General features: G+C 64.5%; 21 protein-coding genes. 14 read left to right on the top strand and 7 right to left on the bottom strand.

Features of this window, described 5'->3' with window-relative positions:
- Positions 1-12 precede the first annotated feature (12 nt).
- The gene (locus JL811_RS14635) at positions 13-903 is read right to left on the bottom strand and encodes a LysR substrate-binding domain-containing protein (protein WP_202689444.1); all 891 of its coding nucleotides are present in this window, start codon (positions 901-903) and stop codon (positions 13-15) included.
- 108 nt (positions 904-1,011) lie between these two features.
- Between JL811_RS14635 and JL811_RS14630 the strand changes: the two genes are divergently transcribed.
- The 9 genes from JL811_RS14630 to JL811_RS14590 all read left to right on the top strand — a co-directional run bounded on the left by JL811_RS14630 (position 1,012) and on the right by JL811_RS14590 (position 12,715).
- Positions 1,012-2,196, top strand: a complete 1,185-nt coding sequence (locus JL811_RS14630) for a 2-aminoethylphosphonate--pyruvate transaminase (RefSeq protein ID WP_202689443.1) — start codon at positions 1,012-1,014, stop codon at positions 2,194-2,196.
- Between the two features lie 101 nt (positions 2,197-2,297).
- On the top strand, positions 2,298-3,536 hold the full coding sequence (gene phnA, locus JL811_RS14625; RefSeq protein WP_202689442.1) for a phosphonoacetate hydrolase: 1,239 nt from the start codon (positions 2,298-2,300) through the stop codon (positions 3,534-3,536).
- A gap of 3 nt (positions 3,537-3,539) precedes the next feature.
- Positions 3,540-4,982: a phosphonoacetaldehyde dehydrogenase gene (gene phnY / locus JL811_RS14620; protein WP_202689441.1), complete on the top strand. Its 1,443-nt coding sequence runs from the start codon at positions 3,540-3,542 to the stop codon at positions 4,980-4,982.
- Positions 4,983-4,988: 6 nt separating this feature from the next.
- Positions 4,989-6,098, top strand: coding sequence for a TIGR03364 family FAD-dependent oxidoreductase (locus tag JL811_RS14615; protein ID WP_202689440.1), 1,110 nt, complete (start codon positions 4,989-4,991; stop codon positions 6,096-6,098).
- 12 nt (positions 6,099-6,110) lie between these two features.
- Positions 6,111-7,457 (top strand): (R)-1-hydroxy-2-aminoethylphosphonate ammonia-lyase, encoded by a 1,347-nt coding sequence (pbfA, locus tag JL811_RS14610; RefSeq protein ID WP_237684980.1) that lies wholly within the window; start codon positions 6,111-6,113, stop codon positions 7,455-7,457.
- A 6-nt stretch (positions 7,458-7,463) separates the two neighbouring features.
- Entirely contained in the window at positions 7,464-8,297 is an 834-nt protein-coding gene (locus JL811_RS14605; RefSeq protein ID WP_202689439.1) for an EamA family transporter, read from the top strand.
- Between the two features lie 200 nt (positions 8,298-8,497).
- Positions 8,498-9,517, top strand: a complete 1,020-nt coding sequence (locus JL811_RS14600; protein WP_202689438.1) for a putative 2-aminoethylphosphonate ABC transporter substrate-binding protein — start codon at positions 8,498-8,500, stop codon at positions 9,515-9,517.
- A 91-nt stretch (positions 9,518-9,608) separates the two neighbouring features.
- A complete protein-coding gene (locus JL811_RS14595) occupies positions 9,609-10,697 on the top strand; it encodes a putative 2-aminoethylphosphonate ABC transporter ATP-binding protein (protein WP_202689437.1) in 1,089 nt (362 codons plus the stop codon).
- Positions 10,694-12,715, top strand: coding sequence for a putative 2-aminoethylphosphonate ABC transporter permease subunit (locus tag JL811_RS14590; protein ID WP_202689436.1), 2,022 nt, complete (start codon positions 10,694-10,696; stop codon positions 12,713-12,715). The genes JL811_RS14595 and JL811_RS14590 overlap by 4 nt, the downstream gene beginning before the upstream one ends.
- Positions 12,716-12,737: 22 nt before the next feature.
- Here JL811_RS14590 and chrA read toward each other — a convergent pair whose 3' ends face one another.
- The 6 genes from chrA to JL811_RS14560 all read right to left on the bottom strand — a co-directional run bounded on the left by chrA (position 12,738) and on the right by JL811_RS14560 (position 20,096).
- Entirely contained in the window at positions 12,738-14,108 is a 1,371-nt protein-coding gene (gene chrA / locus JL811_RS14585; RefSeq protein ID WP_202689435.1) for a chromate efflux transporter, read from the bottom strand.
- An 81-nt stretch (positions 14,109-14,189) separates the two neighbouring features.
- Positions 14,190-15,233, bottom strand: a complete 1,044-nt coding sequence (locus JL811_RS14580) for an AbrB family transcriptional regulator (protein ID WP_337924752.1) — start codon at positions 15,231-15,233, stop codon at positions 14,190-14,192.
- Between the two features lie 183 nt (positions 15,234-15,416).
- Positions 15,417-16,943, bottom strand: coding sequence for a sugar ABC transporter ATP-binding protein (locus tag JL811_RS14575; protein WP_202689434.1), 1,527 nt, complete (start codon positions 16,941-16,943; stop codon positions 15,417-15,419).
- A 1-nt stretch (position 16,944) separates the two neighbouring features.
- A complete protein-coding gene (locus tag JL811_RS14570; protein WP_202689433.1) occupies positions 16,945-17,904 on the bottom strand; it encodes an ABC transporter permease in 960 nt (319 codons plus the stop codon).
- 10 nt (positions 17,905-17,914) lie between these two features.
- Entirely contained in the window at positions 17,915-18,949 is a 1,035-nt protein-coding gene (locus tag JL811_RS14565; protein ID WP_202689432.1) for an ABC transporter permease, read from the bottom strand.
- A gap of 121 nt (positions 18,950-19,070) precedes the next feature.
- The gene (locus tag JL811_RS14560) at positions 19,071-20,096 is read right to left on the bottom strand and encodes a sugar ABC transporter substrate-binding protein (protein WP_202689431.1); all 1,026 of its coding nucleotides are present in this window, start codon (positions 20,094-20,096) and stop codon (positions 19,071-19,073) included.
- A 195-nt stretch (positions 20,097-20,291) separates the two neighbouring features.
- On the opposite strand from JL811_RS14560, the gene JL811_RS14555 reads away from it, so the two are divergent.
- The 5 genes from JL811_RS14555 (at position 20,292) to JL811_RS14535 (ending at position 24,493) form a co-directional block, all read left to right on the top strand.
- Positions 20,292-21,062, top strand: a complete 771-nt coding sequence (locus JL811_RS14555; RefSeq protein ID WP_202689430.1) for a GntR family transcriptional regulator — start codon at positions 20,292-20,294, stop codon at positions 21,060-21,062.
- Between the two features lie 81 nt (positions 21,063-21,143).
- Positions 21,144-22,133, top strand: a complete 990-nt coding sequence (locus JL811_RS14550) for an aldo/keto reductase (RefSeq protein ID WP_202689429.1) — start codon at positions 21,144-21,146, stop codon at positions 22,131-22,133.
- Between the two features lie 39 nt (positions 22,134-22,172).
- Entirely contained in the window at positions 22,173-23,033 is an 861-nt protein-coding gene (locus tag JL811_RS14545) for an amidohydrolase family protein (protein ID WP_202689428.1), read from the top strand.
- A gap of 12 nt (positions 23,034-23,045) precedes the next feature.
- Positions 23,046-24,164 (top strand): mandelate racemase/muconate lactonizing enzyme family protein, encoded by a 1,119-nt coding sequence (locus JL811_RS14540; protein WP_202689427.1) that lies wholly within the window; start codon positions 23,046-23,048, stop codon positions 24,162-24,164.
- Positions 24,164-24,493, top strand: a complete 330-nt coding sequence (locus tag JL811_RS14535) for an L-rhamnose mutarotase (RefSeq protein WP_202689426.1) — start codon at positions 24,164-24,166, stop codon at positions 24,491-24,493. The genes JL811_RS14540 and JL811_RS14535 overlap by 1 nt, the downstream gene beginning before the upstream one ends.
- Positions 24,494-24,528 lie beyond the last annotated feature (35 nt).

The raw sequence follows: 24,528 nt of genomic DNA, 5'->3' as shown, positions 1-24,528 counted from the left end.
AGCGGGTCGCGGCTAACCCGCCACAAGGCCCGGCACCGGGGGCGCGTTGCGCGCGATGTCCAGAAAGGCCGCGACCAGTTTCGTGTCGCGCCGTTCGGGCAGGCAGATCAGCGTTTCATGCATGTCCATACGGGGCGCGTCGCAGAGTTCGATCCGGCGCAACCGGCGATCCTCGCCGAATTCGGCCATCGAGACAAAGCCGATCCCTGCCCCCGCTGCCACAATCTCGCGCACGGCCTCGCGCCCTTCGGCGACGATGACGGGTGACAGGGTCAGGCCCAGACTGGCTGCCGCCTGTTCCAGTGTCGCGCGGGTCCGCGACCCTTCCTCACGAAACACCAGCGGCAGGCCCGGCAGATCGGACAGCCGCAGGGCAGGGCGTGCGGCCAGCGGATGCCCGGTTGCGGCAAAGGCGATGATCGGGCTGTAGCCCAAGGGAAAGGCCTCAAATTCCGTGCTGTCGGGCACTTCGCCCACCACGCCGATATCGGCATCATAGCGGCGCAGTGCGGCGCTTACGCTGTCGCTGTTGCCGACCTGAACATGGATGCGGACCATCGGATATTTCTGCCGGAACTGCGTCAGCACCCCGACAAGGTGATGGGCGCTGTCGGCGATGATGCGCAGATTGCCCGCGCGGAAGGCGCGTTTCTCGGTCAGCAGGTCCAGCGCCTCGCGTTCATTGTCGAACATGCGGCGGGTGATCTGCAGCAGCGCGTCACCCTCGGGCGTCAGGGTGATCTGCTTGCGGACGCGATTGAACAAGAGAACGTCATACTCCTCCTCCAACCTGCGCACCTGATCGGACACGGCGGGCTGGGTCAGGCGCAGCGTTTCGGCGGCACGGGAAAAGCCCCCCGATGTGGCGACATTGTGGAAGGCGCGAAGCTGGACATAGCGCATGGGCGACCTTTCGGAGGGATCAGTGAAATTTATGCTAGCATGGTTTTTAACGATTTTACAAATGAAACAGCTTTTGCGAAGCAGGGTCATCCTGCAGGAGATCAATGCATGACACAGACAGCGGAATTTCCGACGCCCCGGTTGGGGGAACCCTATCTGCTGACGCCCGGGCCGCTGACCACGGCCTATGAGGTGAAAGAGGCGATGCTGCGCGACTGGGGGTCCTGGGACGGGGATTTCCGCGCGATGACAGCGACAATCTGCCGCCGCCTTCTGGCCATGGCGGGCGATGAGGCCGGGGACTATGTCTGCGTGCCAATGCAGGGCTCGGGGTCGTTTTCCGTTGAGGCGATGCTGGGCACGCTGGTGCCGCGCGACGGCAAGGTGCTGGTGCTGGCCAATGGTGCCTATGGGCTGCGGGCGGCGGAAACCCTGCGCTATCTGGGGCGCGACCATGTGGTGATCGACAAGGGCGATTACCTGCCTCCGCGCGGGGATGAGGTCGCGGCGGCGTTGGCCGCCGATCCGGGCATCACCCATGTCGTGGCAATCCATTGCGAAACCTCATCCGGCATCCTGAACCCGGTCGAGGAGATCGCTGAAGTGGTCGAGGCGCATGGCCGCAAGCTTCTGATCGACAGCATGTCAGCCTTTGGTGCGGTGGATCTGGACGTGCGCCGCATCCGGTTCGAGGCGCTGGTGTCCTCGGCCAATAAATGCATCGAGGGCGTGCCGGGTTTCGGCTTTGTCATCGCGCGGCGAACCGAGATTGCGGCGGCCAAGGGCAACAGCCATTCGCTCGCGCTCGATCTGCATGCGCAATGGGTCTATCTCGAAAAGACCGGGCAATGGCGCTATACCCCGCCCACGCATGTGGTGGCGGCCTTTCTGAAGGCGCTGGATCTGCATGAGGCCGAGGGTGGTGTTGCGGGCCGGGGCGCGCGCTACCGCGCCAATCGCGATACGCTGGTCGCGGGAATGCGGGCGCTGGGCTTCGAGACGCTGCTGGATGACCGCTGGCTGTCGCCGATCATCGTGACCTTCTTCAACCCGGCCGATCCCGCCTTTGATTTCGCCCGGTTCTACGATCTGATGAAAGAGGACGGGTTCATCATCTATCCCGGCAAGCTGACCGTGGTGGACAGTTTCCGGCTGGGCTGCATCGGGCGGATGGATGCCGCCGTGATGCGCCGCGCGGCCGATGCTGCTGGCCGGGCGCTGACGCGGATGGGCGTGGCGAGCGCCGCCCCCCCGGCCCTTGCGCTGGAGGAACGCGCGCGGCTTGCCGCCTGATTTGACCTTTTGCCCCGGGCCGGATCTGGCCCGGGGTATTGAGACTGCTTCGGCCCTGTACGCCGCCGCCCCCCGTTATGACCGACCCGGAAGGACGCAGAATGACCCGAACCGTTACCGCCAATGGCCGCAGCTATCCCTGGCCCTCGCGCCCTGCCATTGCCATCTGTCTGGATGGCTGCGAACCGGCCTATCTTGAGGTTGCCATTGCGGCGGGGCTGATGCCGACGCTGAAACGGCTGCGGGAGACTGGAACCGACCGGATCTGCCATTCGGCGATGCCGTCCTTCACCAATCCCAACAACCTGTCGATTGCCACCGGCCGTCCGCCTGCGGTGCACGGGATCTGCGGCAATTACCTGTATGAGCCGGAAACCGGACAGGAAGTGATGATGAACGATGTGCGCTTCCTGCGCGCGCCGACCGTCTTTGCCGCCTTCCATGATGCGGGCGCGCGGGTTGCCATCGTCACGGCCAAGGACAAACTGCGCGCGCTGCTGGGCGCGGGGCTGAGTTTTCAGGGCGGTCGGGCGATCTGCTTTTCGTCGGAGAAATCCGACAGCACGACCGAGGCCGAACACGGGATCGACAATGCAAGCGCATGGCTGGGCCGCCCGGTGCCGGATGTCTATTCCGCCGGACTGTCGGAATTTGTCTTTGCCGCCGGGGTGAAACTGCTGCGCGAATGGCGCCCGGATGTGATGTATCTGACGACCACGGATTTCATTCAGCATAAATTCGCCCCGGGCGATGCCGAGGCCAATGATTTCTACGCCATGTTCGACCGCTATCTGACCGAGCTGGATGCGATGGGGGCGGCGATTGTGGTGACCGCCGATCACGGCATGAAACCCAAGCACAATGCCGATGGCAGCCCGGCGGTGGTCTATGTGCAGGATCTGCTGGACGAATGGCTGGGCAAGGATGCGGCCCGGGTCATCCTGCCGATCACCGATCCCTATGTGGTTCATCACGGCGCGCTGGGGTCTTTCGCCACGGCCTATCTGCCTGCGGGTGCGGACCGCGCGGCGATCATCGCGAAACTGGCGGCGACGCCGGGCATGGATGTCGTCCTGACCCGGGAAGAGGCCGTTGCCCGTTTCGAACTGCCCGCCGACCGGATCGGCGATGTGGTGATGACCTCGACCGAGAATATTACCATTGGCACCTCCGCGCATCGCCATGACCTTGCGGCACTGGATGTGCCCCTGCGCAGCCATGGTGGCCTGACCGAGCAGGAAGTGCCCTTCATCGTCAACCGGGTGATGGATCTGGCCCGCGCCCCGGTGCTGCGGAATTTCGACGCGTTCCACATCGCCTGTCTTGCAGCGGCGGAGTGATCCATGCCCCCCATCCCTTACCGTCATGAACAGATGCGCATCGCGGGCCGCAAGGTTGACCGGGCTGAACGCGTGCCGGTCTTCTATCCCTATACCGGAGAGGAGATTGGTTCGGTTCCCGCCGGACAGGCCGACCATGCGCGCGAAGCTTTCGCCATCGCCGCGGCCTACCACCCCGTCCTGACCCGCCATCAGCGCCAGCAGATCCTGTCGAATACCGCCCGCATCATCGGCGACCGCAAGGCGGAACTCGCCGCGATCATCACGGCGGAACTGGGGATCAGCCATGCCGATGCGCTTTACGAATGTGGCCGCGCGCAGGATGTCTATGCGCTGGCCGGGATGCTGTGCATTCAGGATGACGGCGAGGCGTTTTCCTGCGATCTGACCCCGCATGGCAAGGCGCGGCGCATCTTCACCCTGCGCGAACCCTTGCGGGCGATTTCGGCCATCACGCCCTTCAACCATCCGCTGAACATGGTCAGCCACAAGATCGCGCCGGCGATTGCCACCAACAATTGTATCGTGGTGAAGCCCACAGAACTGACGCCGCTGACCGCGATCTGGCTGGCGGATGCGCTCTATGAGGCAGGGCTGCCGCCCGAGATGCTGTCGGTCGTCACTGGCTGGCCCGGCGATATCGGCGATGAGATGATCACCAATCCCGAGTTTGAGCTGATCACCTTCACCGGCGGCGTGCCGGTCGGCAAGATGATCGCGGCCAAGGCGGTCTATAAACGGCAGGTGCTGGAATTGGGCGGCAATGACCCGCTGATCATCTGCAATGACCTGTCGGATGCCGATCTTGCACGCGCCGCCGATCTGGCGGTGGCGGGTGCCACGAAAAACTCGGGCCAGCGCTGCACGGCGGTGAAACGCATTCTGGTGCAGGAGAGCGTCGCCGAGCGTTTCGTGCCGCTGGTGCTGGAGCGGGCCCGGGCCCTGCGCTTCGGCGATCCGATGGATCCGGCGACCGAACTGGGCTGCGTCGTCCATGAAAAGGCGGCGGAAACCTTTGAGGCGCGGGTGTTCGAGGCCGAGGCGCGGGGGGCGAAGATCCTCTATCATCCGGGCCGCCGGGGCGCGCTGCTGCCGCCGATCGTGGTCGATCATGTCGATCATGCGTCCGATCTGGTGATGCAGGAAACCTTTGGCCCCATCATTCCCATCGTGCGCGTGCCCGATGATGATGCGGCCACGATGGCAATTTCCAACTCCACCGATTTCGGCCTGTCCTCGGGCGTCTGCACGAATGACTGGCGCCGGATGCGGGCCTATATCGATGGGCTGGTGGTGGGCACGGTGAATATCTGGGAAGTGCCCGGCTATCGCACCGAAATGTCCCCCTTCGGCGGCATCAAGGACAGCGGCAACGGCTATAAGGAAGGCGTGGTTGAGGCGATGAAATCCTTCACCAATGTCAAGACCTTCTCCTTGCCGTGGTAGCCGCGCATGTATGATCTGGCGATTGTCGGCGCGGGGATCTTGGGGCTGGCCCATGCACTGGCCGCAGCACGCCGGGGCCTGCGCGTTGTGGTGCTGGACCGCGACGCGCAGGCCAATGGCGCGAGCATCCGCAATTTCGGCTTTGTCGTCGTTACCGGGCAGGCCCCGGGGCAGGATCTGGCCCGCGCGCGTCAAAGCCGTGATATCTGGCTTGAGGTCGCGGCGGCAGCAGGCATCGCGGTCGAGCATCGCGGCATGATCCTCGCCGCCCGCCGCCCCGAGGCGATGGCGTTGCTGGAGGCCTTCTGCCGGGACGGGGAGGCCGCGGATTGCCGCCTGCTGAACCGGGCGGAACTGGCGGATCTGCAACCTGAAATCGACGCGGGCGGAATGGCCGGCGGGTTTTACAGCCCGCATGAAATCCGCGTCGAATCCCGTCTGGCCATTCCCGCCCTGACCCGCTGGCTGGCGCAGGAGATGGGGGTTGAGTTCCGGTTCGGCACCAGCGTCACCGGCATTGCCCCGCCCGTGCTGGAAACCGGGGCCGGGCCGCTGCGCGCCGCGCGGATCGTGATCTGCCCCGGTGATGATCTGACCGGGCTTTATCCCGACCTTATTGCCGCGCGGCAGGTCACGCGCTGCAAGCTGCAGATGCTGCGGCTGGCCGATCCGGGGTTCCGGCTGCGCGCCGGGGTGATGACCGATCTGAGCCTTCTGCGCTATGGCGGCTTTGCCGCGCTGCCCGAGGCGGCGGCCCTGCGCGCGCGCCTGCAGACGGAACAGCCCGGGCATCTGGCCGATGGGGTGCATATGATCGCGGTGCAGGGTGCGGACGGGTCGCTGGTGCTGGGCGATTCCCACCATTACGGTGCCACGCCCGACCCGTTCGGATCCGACGCGGTGGATGCGCTGATCCTGTCGGAATTCGCCGCCGTTTTCGGCCCCCGCCCCGTCAGGGTCACCGCGCGCTGGACGGGCAGCTATTCCTCGGCCGCCGCTTCGGCCTTCCGCGATGCGCCCGATGCCGATACCCGTCTGGTCATGGTGACCAGCGGCACTGGGGCCAGCACCGGCTTTGCCATTGGTGAGGAAACCGTGGCGGAACTCTTCGACTGAAAGGACCGACCCATGGCGCTGACCCATACCGAGGGCGAATCCAACCGCTCGGCGGCCCGCGCGCGATGGCAGGCGGGGCAGGATCATGACCCCAGCCGCGACCTGCTGGCCCGTGATGCCGATGCCTTTCTGCATCAAAGCCTGTCGAGCCCCTGCGTGCTGACCATTGCCCGGGCCGAGGGCATCTGGATCGAGGATCTGGCCGGGCGTCGCTATATGGATTTTCACGGCAATTCGGTGCATCACATCGGCTATCGCCACCCGCGTCTGGTGGCGGCGCTGAAGGCGCAACTGGATGATCTGACCTTTTCGCCGCGCCGTTTTGCCAATGAGGTGGCGGTGGAACTGGCCGAACGGCTGGGCCAGATGGCGCCGGGGGATCTGGGCAAGGTGCTGTTCACCACCGGCGGATCGGATGCCAATGAGGTGGCGCTGAAAATCGCCCGCGCCGCCACCGGGCGGTTCAAGACGCTCAGTTTCTGGGATGCCTTCCACGGCGCGGGGTTCGGGGCCGCATCGGTGGGGGGGGAGGCGACATTCCGCAGCCATATCGCGGGGCCGCTGCTGCCGGGGGCCGAACATGTTGCCCCCTTCCATTGCTATCGCTGCCCCTACGGCCATGCAGGGCCGGAAAACTGCGGTTTGGCCTGTGCGAATATGGTCGATTACGTTTTGGGGCGCGAGGGCGATGTGGCGGCGGTGATTGCCGAGCCGATGCGCGCTGTGCCCGTCGTGCCGCCGCCGGGGTTCTGGGCCGCGGTGCGCGCGGCCTGTGACAGGCATGGCGCATTGCTGATCTTTGATGAAATTCCGACCGGCCTTGGCAAGACGGGCCGCGATTTCGCGTTTCAGCATGATGGCGTGATCCCCGATATCGTGACGCTGGGCAAGGCGTTGGGGGGCGCGATGCTGCCCATCGCGGCCGTGGTGGCGCGGCGCGATCTGGATATCTGCGGCGATTTCGCGATCGGCCATTACACGCATGAAAAGAACCCCCTGACCGCCCGCGCCGCGCTGACCACGCTGGATATCCTGCGCGAGGAGGGGCTGGCCGACCGCGCCGCCGAACTGGGACGCCGGGCAATGGACCGGCTGCAGACGGCACTGGCCGGTTGCGCCCATGTTGGCGACATCCGGGGCCGGGGGCTGATGTTTGGGGTCGAGATCGTCACTGACCGCGAAAGCCGCAGCCCCGATCCGGCCCGGGCCGAGGCGATTTATTACCGTTGCCTTGAGGCTGGCGTCAGTTTCAAGATAAGCGCGGGGTCTGTCCTGACATTGTCACCGCCGCTTGTGATCGAGGTGGCGGATCTGGACCGCGCGTTGGCCATCGTGGAAAGCGCCATTCTTGAAGGTTGAGCGAAGATGAGCGGCCAAGCCCTTGGTCTGGTGCTGTTTGCCGCAGTGCTGCATGCAAGCTGGAACGCGATGGTGCGTGGGGGCAGCGACCGCGCCCTGACGCTGGCCGGGGTCGCGATGGCCCATGGTATTCTGGGCGCGGTGTTCATCGCCCTGTCCCCCCCGCCCGCACCGGAAAGCTGGCCCTGGCTCGCGCTCTCGGCGGTGGTGCATTACGTCTATTACTGGCTGTTGTTCCGCGCTTACCGCGAGGGCGATCTCAGTCAGGTCTATCCGATATCCCGGGGCATGTCGCCCGCGCTGGTGACGCTGGGGGTGATGGTCCTGATCGGCGAAACGCTGACGCCTGCCGGGTTTGCCGGGGTGGCGCTGGTCTCCTGCGGGATCGGCCTTCTGGCCTTCTCGGCCCGGGGCCGGGCGCGTGCGCCTTTGTGGTTTGCCGTCGCATTGGGCATCATGATCGCAATTTACTCAGTTGCCGATGGGATCGGTGTTCGCGCCAGCAATGCCCTGCTGGGTTATATGGGCTGGCTGTTCCTGTCCGAGGCACTGATCCCTGCGGTTGTGCTGGGGCGGCGGCTGCGCCAGCGTCAAAGGCTGGACCCAAGGGTGCTGGCGCTTGGGCTTCTGGGTGGGGTCTTTTCGGTCGCGGCCTATGGAATTGCACTTTACGTCAAGACGATAGCGCCTATTGGCGCGGTTTCGGCGGTGCGCGAATCCAGTGTTATCATCGCCGCGCTGATCGGCGTTTTCCTGTTCGGGGAACGGCCCGCTGGCCTGCGTCTTGTTGCGGCGGGGGTGGTTGCGATCGGGGTTGCGGCCCTTGCCATCGGGGGGTGAATGCCCCGAGTATCAATTCATTTTTCTGTTTCATAAGAAATATAAATTTTACTTGCTGTAACGAGTTGCCCACCTTCGGCTGGGGTTCCTGACCGGGATCCGACCGTTCCGTCCCGCACTCACGGGGGACAGAACGGGGCGCCAGTATACGAGAACGGCACCAGCCGCAGGCCCATCCATCCACCGACAGGGGAAGAACCATGACCAAATATCTGACGGGAGCGCTGGCAAGCCTTGCCGCCGTCCTGCTTGCAAGCACCGCAATCGCCCAGACCGAACTGACGGTCTACAGCGCCATCGAGGCCGATGACCTTGAGAAATACGCCGCGCGCTTCAATGAGGATCATCCCGATATCACCATCAACTGGGTGCGGGATTCTACCGGCATCGTGACCGCGAAACTGCTGGCCGAGAAAAACAACCCCGTGGCCGATGTGGTCTGGGGTCTGGCGGCGACCTCGCTGCTGGTGCTGAAGGCCGAAGGGATGCTGGAACCGTATGAGCCCGCGGGGCTGGACCGGCTGGACCCCAAGTTCCGCGATACCGATACGCCGCCCGCATGGGTCGGCATGGATGCCTGGGCGGCTGCGATCTGCTTCAATACGGTCGAGGCCGAAAAGCATGGCCTGACCGCGCCGACAAGCTGGAAGGATCTGGCCGATCCGCAATATCGCGGTCATATCGTGATGCCGCATCCGGCATCCTCGGGCACGGGGTTCCTTGATGTGTCCAGCTGGCTGCAGCTTTTCGGTGAGGAAGAAGGCTGGGCCTACATGGATGCCCTGCATGAGAACATCAAGGAATACCAGCATTCCGGATCGAAGCCCTGCCGCCATGCCGGCGCGGGCGAATCGGTGATCGGCATTTCCTTCGAGTTCCGCGCCTCGCGCACCAAGGCCGATGGTGCGCCCATCGACATCATCGTGCCCTCTGAAGGCATCGGCTGGGACATGGAGGCGACCGCGATCATCGCGGGCACCGCGAATGAAGAAGCCGCTAAAACGCTGGTCGACTGGTCGGTTTCGGACAAGGCGATGGAGCTTTACAATGAGGGCTATGCGCTGGTCGCGGTACCGTCGATTTCCCGCCCAGTTGAACATCTGCCCGAGGATTTCGCCTCGATGCTGATCGACAACGATTTCGAATGGGCCGCAAACAACCGTTCGGCCATTCTGGATGAATGGACCAAGCGCTACGATGGCAAGTCCGAGGCGCAATAACAAACCGACCGGTCGGGCGGGGCCGCATGCGCGCTCCGCCCGTCACGCTCTCGTCAGATTCCAGCCCCCCTCACCAGAATGACAGGCCAAAATGACCGACCGGACCCCGGCCGCACAGCCCTATCTTGAAATCCGCAATCTCTGGAAAGCCTTTGGCGATTTCGTGGCGCTGCGCGATATCGACCTTGATATCCACCCGGGGGAATTTGTCTGTTTCCTTGGCCCTTCGGGCTGTGGCAAGACCACATTGCTGCGCGCGATTGCAGGGCTGGATCCGCAAAGCCGGGGCACGATCCGGCAAGGGGGCAAGGATATTTCCACGCTTCCCGCCTCGGGGCGCGATTACGGGATCGTCTTTCAGTCCTATGCGCTGTTTCCCAATCTGACGGTGGAACGCAATATCGCCTTCGGGCTGGAGAATACCGGCCGTCCCAAGGCCGAAATCAAGGCGCGCGTTGCCGAATTGCTGGCGCTGGTGGGTCTGCCCGAACAGGGGCAGAAATACCCCGCGCAGCTTTCGGGCGGGCAGCAGCAGCGCATCGCCCTGGCGCGCGCCATCGCGATCAGCCCGGGGCTTTTGCTGCTGGATGAACCGCTGTCTGCGCTGGATGCCAAGGTGCGGGTGCATCTGCGCCATGAGATCAAGGAACTGCAGCGCAAGCTGGGGGTCACGACCATCATGGTGACCCATGATCAGGAAGAGGCCCTGTCCATGGCCGACCGCATCGTGGTGATGAACCATGGCGTGATCGAACAGGTCGGAACGCCGACCGAAATCTATCGTCATCCCGCGACGCTGTTCGTGGCAGATTTCATCGGTGAGACGAACCATTTCGACGCACAGGTGCAGTCCGGCCGGGTGCAGATGGCGGGGCTGGATCTGGCGGCGGTGACCGGGGGCCATGCGCCCGGCAGCGCGGTGCGGGTTGCGATCCGCCCCGAGGATATCCTGCCCATGGCAAGTGATGCGCCCGAGGCCGAAAACCGGCTGGCGGCGCAGGTCGCGGATATGGAATTTCTGGGCTCTTACTGGCGCGCGCATCTGAAGGTGGGGGAGGTCGCATTGGTCGCCAATTTCTCGATGAATGCGGTTCGGCGTTTCGATATCCGCAGCGGGGCCGCGCAACTGGTCGAGATCCCCGCCGAACGTGTGCTGGTTTTTCGCGGGGCCTCCGCATGAGTGGTGCGTCCGTGCAAACCGCCACAGCCCTGCCGCCGGGGCGCGATACACGGCTGGCGGTTGACCGGGACGGCTGGATCAAGCGGTTCTTCGTCATCGTGATCGGGCTCTATCTGGTTGGCGCACTGGCGCTGCCGCTTTATGCGATGCTGTCGAAATCCTTTGTCACCTATTCCTTCGATCTGTCGCGATACGAGGTGATGCGTTCGGACGCCGAGGGCAATTGGGGCCCGGCGCGCAGCCTTGCCGCGATCAATGACGAACTTGGCCGTTTCACGCCTCAGGATCTGGCCAGCAATGTGAACGGGCGGCTGGCCCCGACCGAATTCTTCCCTGATTTCAGTTTCCGCAGCCCCGAACGCTGGCGGATCCGGGGCCTTGACGCCGAGTCGCATTATCTGGTCGGGCTGGATCTGATCCGGTCGGACGAATGGCGCGAGTTGGACAGCAACACCTTCCGGCGGGTGAACCTGCGGCCGCTGCCGAAAACCGGGATGGACAATTATTCCGCCTATTTCAGCAACCCGGCCCTTTTCGGGTCCATCGGAAACTCGGTGACCATCGCCGCGATCAGCACCGTGATCACGCTGTTTCTGGCCTTCGGCTTTGCCTATGCGATCAACCGCACCTGCATGCGGTTCAAATCCACCTTCCGCATGATCGCGATGATGCCGATCCTTGTACCTTCGCTGCTGCCGGGTATCGCGCTGGTCTATATGTTCGGCACGCAGGGCTATCTGACGCCGCTACTGATGGGGCATTCGATCTATGGACCCATCGGCATCGTCATCGGATCGGTCTTCTTCACCTTTCCGCATGCATTTCTGATCATATCAACCGCGCTGTCGATTGCGGATCAGCGACAATACGAGGCGGCGGAATCGCTGCGGGCCAGCAGTTGGCGCACCTTCTGGACGGTGACGATTCCGGGCGCGCGTTACGGGCTGATTTCGGCGGCGTTCGTGACCTTCACGCTGGTCATCACCGATTTCGGCCTGCCCAAGGTGATCGGCGGGCAATACAATGTGCTGGCGGTCGATATCTACAAACAGGTGATCGGTCAGCAGAATTTCGAGATGGGCGCGGTCGTGTCGGTCATCTTGCTGGTGCCTGCGGTGCTGGCGTTCGTGGTGGACCGGATCGTGACGCGGCGGCAGGTCTCGCTGCTGTCGGCGCGGTCGGTGCCGTTCCAGCCCCGGCCTGACCGGAAGGCAGACCGGCTGTGGCTGCTGTGGTGCATCTGTGTCGCACTGTTCATCACCAGCATCATCGCCACCTGTCAGGCGGCGGCGCTGATCCGGTTCTGGCCTTATGACCTGACGCCGACGCTGGCGAATTACGATTTCAACCGCATGGATGGCGGGGGCTGGGCGGCCTATTGGAATTCGCTGCAGATGGCAGGCTGGACGGCCGTGGTGGGCACGGTGATCGTTTTCACCGGCGCCTACATGGTGGAAAAGATCGATGGGTTCCGCAGCGGGCGCACGCTCTTTCAGTTTCTGGCCATGCTGCCCATGGCGATTCCGGGCATGGTTCTGGGGCTGGCCTATATCTTTTTCTTCAACGATCCAGCCAATCCGGCGAATGTCATCTATGGCACGATGGTCATTCTGGTCGTCTCGACAGTCACCCATTTCTACACGGTTGGGCATCTGACTGCACTGACCGCGTTGAAGCAGATTGATGCTGAATTTGAACCCGTCGCCTCATCGCTGCGTCAGCCGTTCTGGCGGCTGTTCGGGCGGGTCACGGTGCCGGTCTGCCTGCCGACGATCCTCGATATCTCAATCTATATGTTCGTGAATGCGATGACGACGGTTTCGGCGGTGGTGTTCCTTTACTCCACCAAGACGGCGCTGGCCTCGGTCGCGGTGCTGAACATGGATGATGCGGGCACGATTGCACCGGCGGCGGCGATGGGGATGATGATCTTCTACACCAATGCGGCGGCGCGGATCCTGCATGCGATGGCGTCGCGCCGGATCATGCGGCGCACGCAGGCCTGGCGGGTGCGCTGACGGACGGGGGCGTGGGGAGGGGTCAGACCAGCCCCGCCCCCCACAGCGCCAATCCGCCAAGCGCTGATCCCGCCAGCACCGTCACTGGCCCGGCCCTGAACCCGAAGACCGCTACCAGTGCGGCCAGCGACAGCGCCGCTGCAGGCAGGTTCAGCGAGGACCAGACCGGCAGGTCCAGCCGCAGGCCAAAGGCGGCGACAGGGCGCAATTCGTCAAACAGCACATGCAGGCCGAACCAGACCGCAAGGTTCAGGATCACGCCCACCACCGCCGCCGTGATCGCGGTCAGCGCCCCGGTCAGCATCCGGTTGTCGCGCAGCCGCTCGATGAACGGTGCGCCCAGAAAGATCAGCAGGAACGACGGCAGGAACGTCACCCATGTCGTCAAGAGGCCCCCCAGCGTGCCTGCCAGCAGCGCAGGCATCACGCCCGCATCGCGAAAGGCCCCCATGAACCCCACGAATTGCGTGACAAGGATCAGCGGTCCCGGTGTGGTTTCGGCCATGCCCAGCCCGTCCAGCATTTCACCGGGGGACAGCCAGCCGAAATTCTGCACCGCTTCCTGCGCGACCCATGCCAGCACCGCATAGGCCCCGCCAAAGGTGACCACCGCCATGACGCTGAAAAACCCGGCAATGCGGGCAAAGACATTCTGATCCCCGTACAGTGCGAACAGCAGCAGGACCGGACCCAGCCAGAGCATCAGGGTCAGCCCCGTGACCCGCAGCATTTGGCCCCGGTCGGGGCGGGCATGGGCGGGTGTGCCCTCACCGATCAGCGTTGCGGTATCGGCGACCTGCGTCTTGCCTGCCGGGCCATGACCGGCCCCGCCGCCCCGGAAGGCGGCCAGCCCTGCCCGTGCCCCGGCCAGCCCGATCAGGCCCGCGCCCAGAACGATCAGCGGAAAGGGCAGGCCCAGCAGGAAGATCCCCAGAAAGGCCAGCGCGGCAAGGACCACCAGCGCGGGATGGCCAAGCGCGCGGCCCCCGATCCGCAGCACCGCCTGCACCACGATGGCCAGTACCGCCGCCTTGAGCCCGAAGAAGAGCGCGGCCACCGCCCCCACATCGCCATGCAGCGCGTAGATCCAGCTCAGCCCCATGATCGCGACGATGCCGGGCAGCATGAACAAAACGCCCGCCACGATACCGCCTGCGGTGCGGTGCATCAACCAGCCGATATAGACGGCAAGCTGCATCGCCTCGGGGCCGGGCAGCAACATGCAGTAATTCAGCGCATGCAGAAACCGCCTTTCGCCCAGCCAGCGGCGTTCCTCGACCAGCATCCGGTGCATCAGCGCGATCTGCCCGGCAGGTCCGCCAAAGCTCAGCAGTCCGATGCGCGCCCAGATGCGCGCGGCCTCGGCAAGGCTGGGAAAAGGGGCTTCGGCCATGGGTTCATGCTCCGATCTTTGCGGGCAGAGTAGGACCTGCGGAAGAGGATGGAAAGATGACACGGGGTGACGGGCGGCGCGTCACGTGCGTCGGTTGAAGATCCGTTCCGCGACCGGGGCAAACAGGATGACCAGCACCAGCCGCAACAGGTGATGGCTGACGACAAAGGCCAGATCCGCCCCGGCCAGCAGCGCGATCACCACCATTTCCGCCTGACCACCGGGCAGGAAACTGAGGAACGCCTCGGCCGGGGGGGCGATCCCGGAAAGCGCGATCACCTCGATGAAGGCAATCGAGATCAGCGATAACAGCGCGGCATAGGCCAGCCCCGCCCCGACGAACAGGCGCAATTCGCGCAGGGTGATGCCGGTATATTTGACGCCGACCGAAATGCCGATGAAGAGTTGTGCGACAAGGATCATCTCGGCGGGGGGGCGTGCGGTGATGATCCCGGCCAGCGACAGGATCGCGGCAAGAAGCATCGGACCCAGCAGCGAGGCCCCGAACAGCCGCATGCGCTCGGCCAGTTTCCAGCCGATCAGGCCGGTCGCCATCAGGATCAGGATCTGGTCCAGCCCCGACTGGCTTGCCGGTGCGCCGGGGGGGCGCGTCAGGTCGACCTGCCAGATCAGCGTCATCAGGACCGGCGCGATGGTGACAATGGCCAGCACCCGCGTTGCATGGATCAGCGACAGTGCGCGCAGATCGCCCCCCGCCGCCTGCCCGAAGATCAGCATGTCCTGCAAACCGCCGGGCATTGCGCCATACCATGCGGTCGCATGGTCCAGCCGGAACACCCGGCGGAACAGCGGATAGCCGACCGCCGCGATGGCGATGATGAAGATCGGAACGAAGATCAGCGATCCGGCCATGGCGGGCAGTTGATAGACCAGATCGGGCGTGATCGAGGCGCCGACCGCAAGTCCGATAAAGCTGCGCAGATAGGTGCCCACCGGGCCCATATCCTTCATCCGCGCCCCGGCCAGCGCCGCGACCAGACACAGCGCCATCGGCCCCAGCAGCATCGGCAGCGGCAGACCGGCAAGCTGAAACAGCACCGCCCCGGCCCCTGCGATGGCCAGCGTCAGCACCCGGCTGCGCCAGAGTTGCCTGTCGAATGTCACGTTTTCTCTCCGCCTGCGGGGCCGGGCGGCATCCGGATGCGCGCGCCTTGCGCGGGATGCCTGCAGACCTTTTGCAACATGCGGCTGCAGAAGGAAATGCCACTGCCCGCGATGGGGCGGGAAAACCGGTTGGTTGCGGGGACCGTTTCCGCAGCAGCACGGGCTGCCCGCAATGCCCGCCCGTCAGGCCGCAGGCTGGGGCGCATCATGGATCCGATCCATGATCCGGTGGCTGATCTCGGCATAGACCCCGGAATTCGTGACCTCGCCGCGGATGCGGTACTCATCCATCACCATGATCCGGTCGGCCAGCGCGATCATCTCGGGCATCTCGCTGGAAATCAGCAGGATCGCGGTGCCGTTATCGGCCAGTTCGCGCAGAAGATCGTGCAGATAGGCCTTGGTCTTGATGTCGATGCCGACCGAGGGTTCATCGACGATCAGAAAGCCGACATTGGCCGCCAGCCATTTTGCAACGCTGATCTTCTGCTGGTTGCCGCCCGACAGGTTGCCCACGCTTTGCGCAAGGCTGGGGGTCTTGACCTCCAGTTTCGTCAGGAAGGGCGACGCCACCTTGCGCACCCGCCCGTCGGTCAGGCTGCCCATGGCCTGCGCCAGCCTGCGCCAGATCGGCACGCCCGCATTGGCCAGAACCGAATGCTGCAGGATCAGCCCCTCGGATTTGCGGTCCTCGCTGATATAGCCCATGCGATGGCGGTGGATCGCCTCGGCCACAGACCGGATTTTCACTGGCGCGCCGTTCACGCGAACTTCACCGCCCGTGACGGCGAACTGGCCCATGATCGCCTTTGCAAGCTCGGTCCGGCCTGCGCCGACAAGGCCGTAAAGGCCGACGATTTCACCCTTGCGGACGGTCAGCGACACATCGCGATGCCCCAAGGCGGTGTCGACCCCGGCAAGGTCCAGAACCTCAGGCTGGTCGCGCCGGTCGCGGTGGCGCCATGCGCCCGCGCCCTCGGACCGGCCGATCATCATCTGCACAAGCTGCTTGCGGTCCACGCCCTCCATGCTGCGGCTTTCACAGGCATTGGCCCCGTCGCGCAGCACGGTGACGCGGTCGCAGATCTCCTGCACTTCTTCCAGTTTGTGGCTGACAAAGACAAGGCTGGTGCCGTCATCGCGAAGACGGCGCAGGATGGTGAACAGACGGTCGGTTTCGCTTGAGGTCAGCGAGGCGGTGGGTTCGTCCAGCAACAGCACGCGGCTTTGCAGCGACAGCGCCTTGGCGATCTCGACCAGTTGCATCCGCGCGACGGACAGTTCCGAAACCGGGGTCGCGGGGTCGATATCGAGGTCCAGCGCCTCAAGCCAGGGCCGGGCGGCGCGGTTCAGCGCGGCATAATCGACCGGGCGCAGATAGGACATGGCAAGCCGTTCCAGATGGATGTTCTCGGCCACGGAAAAGCGGGGGAAAAGATTGCGTTCCTGATGCACGACGCCGATGCCCCGGGCAATCGCATCGCGGGGCGATCCGAAGGTGGCGGCCTGCCCGTCCAGCCGCAACTGCCCTGCTGTCGGCTGATGCACCCCGGTGATGATTTTGATCAGCGTGGATTTCCCCGCGCCGTTTTCACCCAGCAGCGCATGGATCGACCCGGGCAGCAGCGAGATGTTGACGCCCTTCAGCGCCAGAACCCCCGGAAAGGCCTTCTGCACGCCGACGGCTTCGAAAATCGGGGATCTGTCCATCCTAGCGCCCTCCTGTCGCGGCGCCCGCGCGCAGTTTGTTCAGCCCCACCGCGGCAAGGATCAGCACCCCCAGAACGACCTGCACAAGGAAGGGGTCGATCGAGAACAGGACCAGCGCCTGCGTGATGATGGCAACGATCACGACGCCCAGAAAGGTGGCTGTCGTGCTGACATGGCCGCCCGCAAGAATGGCGCCGCCAATGACGGGGGCGGCAAAGGACAGGATCAGCCAGTCGTCCCCGATGGAGGGCTGGCCGATCTGCAGCCGGGCAACGACCAGCACCCCGGCAATCGCCGCCAGCAGGCCCGAAATCGCATGGGCGATGATCACGGTCCGGCCCACCGATATGCCAGAAAGGCCAGCCGCATGGTCATTGCTGCCCACGGCAAGGATGAACCGCCCCACCGGCAGGCGCCGCAGCGTGAACCACAGGATCGCCGTGACCAGCAATGTCGGCACCAGAAGCCACGGCACCGGCCCTACCAGAACCGCCCCGCCGAACCGCTTGACCCCTTCGGGGATGCCATAGAAGGGCTGCGCCTCGGTGATGCCCAGATTGATGCCCTTGAAGATCGACAGCGTCGCCAGCGTGATGACGAAGGCGGAAATGCCGGTGATGCGGATCAGCACCCCGTTCAGCGCGCCGCAACCCAGACCGATCAGCAGCGCAAAGGTCAGGGCCAGCGGCGCAGGAAGGCCCCAGACCTCCATCGCACCGGCAAAGGAAATCGCGGCCAGCCCGCCGATGGCACCGACCGACAGGTTCATCTGGCCGATGGCGATGATGATCATCTGCGAATAGGCGACCAGCGCATTGACCGCAATGGCCAGCAGCAGGATCTGGATGTTGTAGGCCGACAGGAAATTCGCGCTCAGGCTCTGGATCAACAGCACCGCAAGGATCGTGGCCAGCAGAGGGCCGAACCAGTCGGTGCGCGAAAGGCGGGCAAGGTTGGTCATGGTATTCTCCTCAGGCCAGATTGCGGCGCGCAAGCCATGAGCGCCGCGCCTTGTCCAGCAGCACCGCGACCAGCAGCATCAGGCCAAGAAAGGTCTGCACCCAGAAGGCGCCGACCTGCAGCATCAGAAGACCACTGGACAGCATGGTGACCAGAAAGGCCCCCAGCACCGTACCCAGAACCGAAACCTTGCCGCCCTGCAGCAGGGTGCCGCCCAGAACGGGCCCCAGAAAGGCCGGCAGCAGCCAGTCCTGCCCCAGTTGCCCCGCCATGGACGGAATCGCCGCCCCGTTGCGCGTGACCAGCATCATCGCGGCAATCCCGGCCAGCAGCCCCGACAGCATATGGCACAGGATGATCGCCCGCCCGACGCGGATGCCCGACAGTTCTGCCGCGGCCGGATTGGCCCCTGCGGCCAGCATCTCCCGCCCGGTGACGGTGAAACGGTAAAGCCATGCCAGCGCCAGCGCGACCGCGAAGGTCAGCAGCAGAAGTGGTGAAAGATAGGTCAGCAGCCGCATCTTGCCAAAGGCGGTCATCGCCTCGGGGAAGTCGCGGAACGCCTCGGCCCGGGTCAGGAAGATCATGACGCCGAAAAAGATGCTCATCGTGGCAAGGGTGATAATGAAACTGTGCAGCCCGGTGCGCACCACCATCCAGCCATTGACCGCCCCCAGCCCGGCCCCGAGGGCAAGCCCCCCGAGAATGGCAACAGGCCAGGGCAGACCCAGAATCTGCAAAAGCCAGCCACAGCCCATGGCCGCGCAGACGCCGATCGCGCCGACCGCGAGGTTAAGCCCGCCGGTCACGATCACGGTCATCATCGCAAGGCCGATCATGATGTTGACGGCCGCGTTGCGCCCCAGTGAGAACAGGTTGAAGACCGACAGAAACCCGCTGGTATAGACCGCGAACAACAACGCGAAAGCCGCGATCAGCAGGATCAGGCCGAATTCGTTGGACAAAAGGAACCGGGTGCGCGACAGGCGGGCAAACCCGTCGGAAGAGCTTTCGGGCAACGCGGAGGGAACAGGGGCAACGGACATTCGGGACTTTCCGGGTGGGGGGACTTGTGCCGTGACGGGGCAGCGCCCTGCCCGCCGGGCGCAATGCCGGCGGGCAGGTCAGACCGGCCCCGGTCAGGGCCGGCAGCACCGTGTCACGCGATCAGGGGCAGGACAGATAGGTTGCCTCAAAATCGGCAAGGATGCGCGCGGTTTCCTCGCGCATCGTGTCCAGATAGCCGTCGACATTGCTGGCATCGACATAGGCGGTGCCGGAATCGATGAACTTGTCGGTCAGTGCGTTGGACCCGAAAGGCGCGTCCTCTTTCACCGTGCAGCCCGACCGCATCCGGGCCAGTGCGAAAGACCCGATATAGCCCTGACCGTAAGGGTTCTGGATCATCGTGCCGTCGATGATGCCCTCCTTGATGGCGGCCAGCACCACCTCGTCATGGTCGATCCCTACCATGTGGATGCCGGTATCGCCCATGCGGCGCAGCGCATTGGCGGCAACCACGGCGGGCACCCATGCGGTGGTCACGATACCGTCGACATCGCCCGCATGGGCGGCCAGATAGGCGTTGATCTTTTCTTCGGCAGGTTCGGGCGCGTCGATATCGGCGATCACCTGCACGACGGTCGCGCCCGCCTCTTCGGCGGCGCGGTTCACGGCGTCAATGCGCAGTTGCGTGTTCGGATCGACAAGGAAACCGGTGAAATGGGCAATGCGCTTTTCACCATCCCCCATCGCGGCCAGCAGTTCCTTGGTGCCCAGATAGGCCGAGTTGCCGGTATCCGTGCCAAGGCAGAAGGCCGCAGGCGAGGGGTCCTTGTAGCAGCCGCCGCCCGCGATCACCGGGGCACCGAATTCGGCCAGTTCCTCGGCCGTGGCCACGGCACCCACGGGATCGCCCGGGAAGATCATGAAACCGTTATAGCCCTGGCTCAGCAGGCTTTCGAGAAGCTGGTTCTGCTGCGCAAGTTCCCAGCGTTGCGGCACCTTGTAGTCCGAGCCCGCCAGCCCGAATTCCTGCGCCGCATCGGCGCCTGCCGGTTCCCATGCCGCGAAATAGGGATGCGGGCCGCCCGGCACCAGCGCCAGTTTGCTGTCATCGGCGGCCAGTGCCGCAGTCGCGGCCGCGCCGCCCATCAGCGCGGCAAGACCCATCGTCCTGAATATCGTTGTCATGTTTTCCTCCTCCACAGGAAATGCCCCCCGGCCGGAACCTCCCGTTCCGTCCGACCGGCTGCCCCCGCCCTGCGACAGGGCCTGAATCACCGGCTTGCATTCACAACTGGAACACTAGTAGTCTTGTATCCAAGCAGCAAGACGGATTTCACCGTCAGAGTTCATCGCCGGATTTTATCGCGGGGGGGAGGGGACATGGCAGAGACGGCGCCGCAGACCGGCAGCCCCGGGCATCAGCCCCCTTCGGCGCTACCGGGTCTGGCCGGGCTGATGCTGACACTGGACCGCCATTCCTCGGTCTGCGATCAGGTCCATGCCGTGCTGCGCAAGGCCATCGTCGAGGTCCGGCTGAAGCCCGATGAACTCATCAGTGAAAACTCGATCTGCAAGCAGTTCTCGGTTTCCCGCACCCCGGTCCGCGCCGCGATCCAGCGGCTGGCCGAGGAAGGACTGGTCGATGTTTCGCCACAGCGCGGCAGTTTCGTCGCCCCCCTTCGGCTGGAGGCACTGCAGGATTGTCAGTTCGTGCGCCGGTCACTGGAGGTGGCATTGCTGCGCGAGACCCTGACGCGCTGGACCCCTGGGATGAGCGCCGAGATGCGCAGCCAGATCGCCGGGCAGGAACGGCTGGTCGCGGCGGATGACCCCGAGGGGTTTCTGGAGGAGGATGACCGCTTTCACCGCACGCTGGCGGGATATTCGGGCCGCGAAGGTGTCTGGGCCGCGATCCGGGCGGCGAAAATCCCGCTGATGCGCTTTCACCGCTATTGGGCGCATCGCAGCCGTCTGGCCGATGTGCTGCGCGAACATCGCGCGATCATCGACGCGCTGGATGCGGGCGATCCGGCGGCCTCGGAAACCGCGCTGGCGTCGCATCTGGACATGGTTTTCGTGATCTTCGGCCGGATGACCGAAGAGGAACGCGCCCGCCTGCCCTTTGAGGTCCCGGCCGGGATTTCCCCATGACTTCGACAGAGGACAGGCCGGGACAGGGCAACCCCGCCCCGGAACGAACAAGCCCCGGAATGAACACTCAAGGACGCCAAGATGAACCGCAGACGACTGGGCCGCACCGATCTTCACCTGACCGAATTTTCCTTTGGCGCGGCCGGGATCGGCAATCTGTATCGCCCCGTGGCGCGGCAGGATGCGATGGCAACGCTGGATCTCGCATGGCAGGCGGGGATGCGCTATTTCGACACCGCGCCCTTCTATGGGCAGGGCCTGTCGGAGCGCCGCATCGGGGATTTCCTGCAAGGCAAGCCGCGTGGGGACTATGTGATCTCGACCAAGGTCGGGCGCATTCTGAAGCCCATAACCGATGGCAGCCAGCCCGATAACGGCTATGTCGATGCGCTGCCTTTCTCGATCAACTACGATTACAGCCATGACGGAATCCTGCGGGCGTGGGAGGACAGCCTTGCCCGGCTGGGCCTGCCCTCGGTGGATATTCTGTATGTGCATGATCTGGAAAGTGGCAGTTTCACTGGCGGCGACTATGCCCGGCATCTGGAAACCTTCGCGACAAGTGGCATTCATGCCCTGCGTGAATTGAAGGCGGCGGGAAAGATCGGCGCCTTCGGGCTGGGGGTGAATGAGGTTGCGGCCTGCGTGAACGTGATGGAGCGGGTTGAGTTGGACTGCATCCTGATGGCGGGGCGCTATTCGCTGCTGGACCGGACGGCGACGGGGCGGCTGACGGATCTATGCCGCGAACGGGGCACGGCCTTTGTCGTGGGGGGCGTGTTCAACTCGGGCATCCTTGCCACCGGCGCCCGTCCCGGCGCGACCTTCAACTATGCCGAGGCCCCGCCGGAGATCATGGACCGCGTGGCCGCGATGGAGCAGGTCGCGGCGGATCAGGGCACCGACCTTGCCACGGCGGCGCTGCATTTCCCGCTGCGCGATCCGCTGGTCGCCTCGGTCCTGATCGGAACGGCAAAACCGTCCAGCCTGCAGCGCAATATCGACCTCTTTGATCGGAGCGTGCCCGATGCGGTCTGGCCCGCGATGGATGAATTTGCGCTGAAGCCCTGAGGCGCGGCTGACCGAGAACCAGACAGAAGGAGCCCCGCGATGGAGCTTATCGACACGCATCAACACCTGATCCTGCGCAATCATCTGGGCTATGGCTGGACCGAAGGCATCGACGCGCTGGCGGGGGATTTCACCCGCGACGATTACAACGCCCTTGTCGCCGGGCGCGGGGTCATCGCGACGCTGTTCATGGAAACCGGCGTGGATGAGGCCGATTACAAACGCGAGGCGCGGCTGGTCGCGGGGATGATGGGCAAGGATGCTGCAGACACCGGCGATCTGCCGATGCTGGGTCAGATCGCCGCCTGCCGCCCGGAAAGCGATGAGGGTTTCGAGGCGTGGCTTGACGAATGCCGCGACCTGCATGTGGTGGGTTTCCGGCGGCTGATGCAGACCATGCCCGATGACATGTCACGCGCCGAAACCTATCGCCGCAATATCCGCCGCATCGGGGCGGCGGGCTGGCCGGTGGATCTGTGCCTGTCGGCACATCAGTTGGATATCGCGGCCGATCTGGTGCGCGCCTGCCCGGATGTGGCCTTCGTGCTGGATCATTTCGGCACCAACAATTTCCGCGCGGGCGGCTTTGACGATTGGCGGGCGGGCATGGCCCGGCTGGCGGACCTGCCGAACGTCTGGGTGAAGTTTTCCGGCATGACCGCCTATGTGCCGCCCGATGCGGGCCCTGCCGATCCGCCCGCCGCGATTGCCGGGGCCGCGCTGGACCTGTTCGGACCGTCCCGGCTGATCTGGGGCGGGGATTGGCCGGTGGTCGATCTGGGACCGGGCCTGCCCGGCTGGATCGACCTGACGCAGCGCTTGCTGGCCGGTCTTTCGGCGGATGAGCGCGCGCAGATCGGGCATCTGAACGCGCGCAGCTTCTACAATCTTCCTGATTGAATCGAGGGGACAATGGCCAGAATCGAACGCGTGCAACTGTCCATGGTTGACCTTGCCCCCAAGGTGAAACGCACGGATGCGATCCAGAGTTTCGTCAGTCAGGAAACCCCGATGGTGACCATCACCGACAGCGATGGCGCGGTGGGTATCGGATATTCCTACACGATCGGCACGGGGGGATCCTCGGTCATGCGGCTTCTGGCCGATCACCTGGCCCCCCGCCTGATCGGGCGTGAGGCCGAGGAGGTTGAGGCGATCTGGCATGATCTGGAATTCGCCACCCATGCCACGACGATCGGGGCGATCACCTCCATCGCGCTGGCGGCCATCGACACCGCGCTGTGGGATCTGCGATGCAAGCGGGCGGGTCTGCCCCTGTGGCGGCTGGCGGGGGGGGCGCGCCCCGCAGCCCCTTGCTACACGACCGAGGGCGGCTGGCTGCATATCCCGATTCCGGCACTGGTCGAGGATGCGCTGGCGGCGCGCGAAAAGGGCTTTACCGGGTCCAAGGTGAAGATCGGCAAGCCAACAGCCGCCGAGGATGTGGCGCGCATCGCCGCGATGCGGGATGCGCTGGGGCCAGCCTATGAAATCATGACCGATGCCAATCAGGGCTTTGCCCGCGACACCGCGCGCAGGCGCGCCGAGGCGCTGCGCCCCTTCGATCTGGCCTGGATCGAGGAGCCGCTGGCCGCCGATGATATTGCGGGCCATGTCGATCTGGCGCGCGCGGCGGTCATGCCGATTGCCGTTGGCGAAAGCCTCTATTCCGTCCGGCATTTCGCGGAATATATCGCGCAGGGGGCGGCCTCGGTCATTCAGGTCGATGCCGGGCGGATCGGGGGGATCACCCCCTGGCTGAAGGTCGCGCATATGGCGGAATGCTTCAATCTGCCGGTCTGCCCGCATTTCCTGATGGAACTGCATGTCAGCCTTGTCTGTGCCGTGCAGAACGGGCGCTATGTGGAATATATCCCGCAACTGGATGAGATCACCGAGACCGGCCTTCATATCGAAAACGGCATGGCCCATGCGCCGGAAACCCCCGGCATCGGCATCGCCTGGGACCATGATGCGCTGGCCGCGCGGGGGATTGCGGAATTCAACATCGACATCCGAAAGGACGCGTGATGCAGCGGATGGGGGGCGTGATCGGCGTCAGGCCGGAAATGATTGCCGAGTATAAGCGCCTGCACGCGGCGGCATGGCCTGATGTGCTGAAGAAGATCAGCGACTGCAACATCCGCAATTTCGTGATCTATCTGCGCGAACCGGAAAACCTGTTGTTTTCCCATTTTGAATATCACGGGCAGGACTGGCCTGCGGACGCCGCACGCATGGCCGCCGATCCGGTGACGCAGGAGTGGTGGGCCCAGTGCGGACCCTGCCAGCGGCAACTGGACAGCGTGGCGAAAGGGGAATGGTGGGCGCCGATGGAAGAAGTGTTCTTTCATCCCTGACGCCGCCGGTGAGGGCTGCACGCCTGCATCCCGAA

Source organism: Szabonella alba (assembly GCF_016765775.1).
GTDB lineage: Bacteria > Pseudomonadota > Alphaproteobacteria > Rhodobacterales > Rhodobacteraceae > Szabonella > Szabonella alba.
Note: the sequence above shows the minus strand (reverse complement) of the source record. Positions and strands in the feature narration are given on the sequence as shown.

Bases quoted from the DNA above. Each gene is read 5' to 3' on its own strand.
- pbfA (WP_237684980.1), top strand. From the start codon at position 6,111: ATGGCGCTGACCCATACCGAGGGCGAATCCAACCGCTCGGCGGCCCGC.
- phnY (WP_202689441.1), top strand. From the start codon at position 3,540: ATGCCCCCCATCCCTTACCGTCATGAACAGATGCGCATCGCGGGCCGC.
- JL811_RS14565 (WP_202689432.1), bottom strand. From the start codon at position 18,949: ATGTCCGTTGCCCCTGTTCCCTCCGCGTTGCCCGAAAGCTCTTCCGAC.
- JL811_RS14545 (WP_202689428.1), top strand. From the start codon at position 22,173: ATGGAGCTTATCGACACGCATCAACACCTGATCCTGCGCAATCATCTG.
- JL811_RS14555 (WP_202689430.1), top strand. From the start codon at position 20,292: ATGGCAGAGACGGCGCCGCAGACCGGCAGCCCCGGGCATCAGCCCCCT.
- JL811_RS14615 (WP_202689440.1), top strand. From the start codon at position 4,989: ATGTATGATCTGGCGATTGTCGGCGCGGGGATCTTGGGGCTGGCCCAT.
- JL811_RS14605 (WP_202689439.1), top strand. From the start codon at position 7,464: ATGAGCGGCCAAGCCCTTGGTCTGGTGCTGTTTGCCGCAGTGCTGCAT.
- JL811_RS14635 (WP_202689444.1), bottom strand. From the start codon at position 903: ATGCGCTATGTCCAGCTTCGCGCCTTCCACAATGTCGCCACATCGGGG.
- JL811_RS14560 (WP_202689431.1), bottom strand. From the start codon at position 20,096: ATGACAACGATATTCAGGACGATGGGTCTTGCCGCGCTGATGGGCGGC.
- JL811_RS14590 (WP_202689436.1), top strand. From the start codon at position 10,694: ATGAGTGGTGCGTCCGTGCAAACCGCCACAGCCCTGCCGCCGGGGCGC.
- chrA (WP_202689435.1), bottom strand. From the start codon at position 14,108: ATGGCCGAAGCCCCTTTTCCCAGCCTTGCCGAGGCCGCGCGCATCTGG.
- JL811_RS14595 (WP_202689437.1), top strand. From the start codon at position 9,609: ATGACCGACCGGACCCCGGCCGCACAGCCCTATCTTGAAATCCGCAAT.
- JL811_RS14535 (WP_202689426.1), top strand. From the start codon at position 24,164: ATGCAGCGGATGGGGGGCGTGATCGGCGTCAGGCCGGAAATGATTGCC.
- JL811_RS14570 (WP_202689433.1), bottom strand. From the start codon at position 17,904: ATGACCAACCTTGCCCGCCTTTCGCGCACCGACTGGTTCGGCCCTCTG.
- JL811_RS14550 (WP_202689429.1), top strand. From the start codon at position 21,144: ATGAACCGCAGACGACTGGGCCGCACCGATCTTCACCTGACCGAATTT.
- JL811_RS14600 (WP_202689438.1), top strand. From the start codon at position 8,498: ATGACCAAATATCTGACGGGAGCGCTGGCAAGCCTTGCCGCCGTCCTG.
- JL811_RS14540 (WP_202689427.1), top strand. From the start codon at position 23,046: ATGGCCAGAATCGAACGCGTGCAACTGTCCATGGTTGACCTTGCCCCC.
- JL811_RS14630 (WP_202689443.1), top strand. From the start codon at position 1,012: ATGACACAGACAGCGGAATTTCCGACGCCCCGGTTGGGGGAACCCTAT.
- phnA (WP_202689442.1), top strand. From the start codon at position 2,298: ATGACCCGAACCGTTACCGCCAATGGCCGCAGCTATCCCTGGCCCTCG.
- JL811_RS14575 (WP_202689434.1), bottom strand. From the start codon at position 16,943: ATGGACAGATCCCCGATTTTCGAAGCCGTCGGCGTGCAGAAGGCCTTT.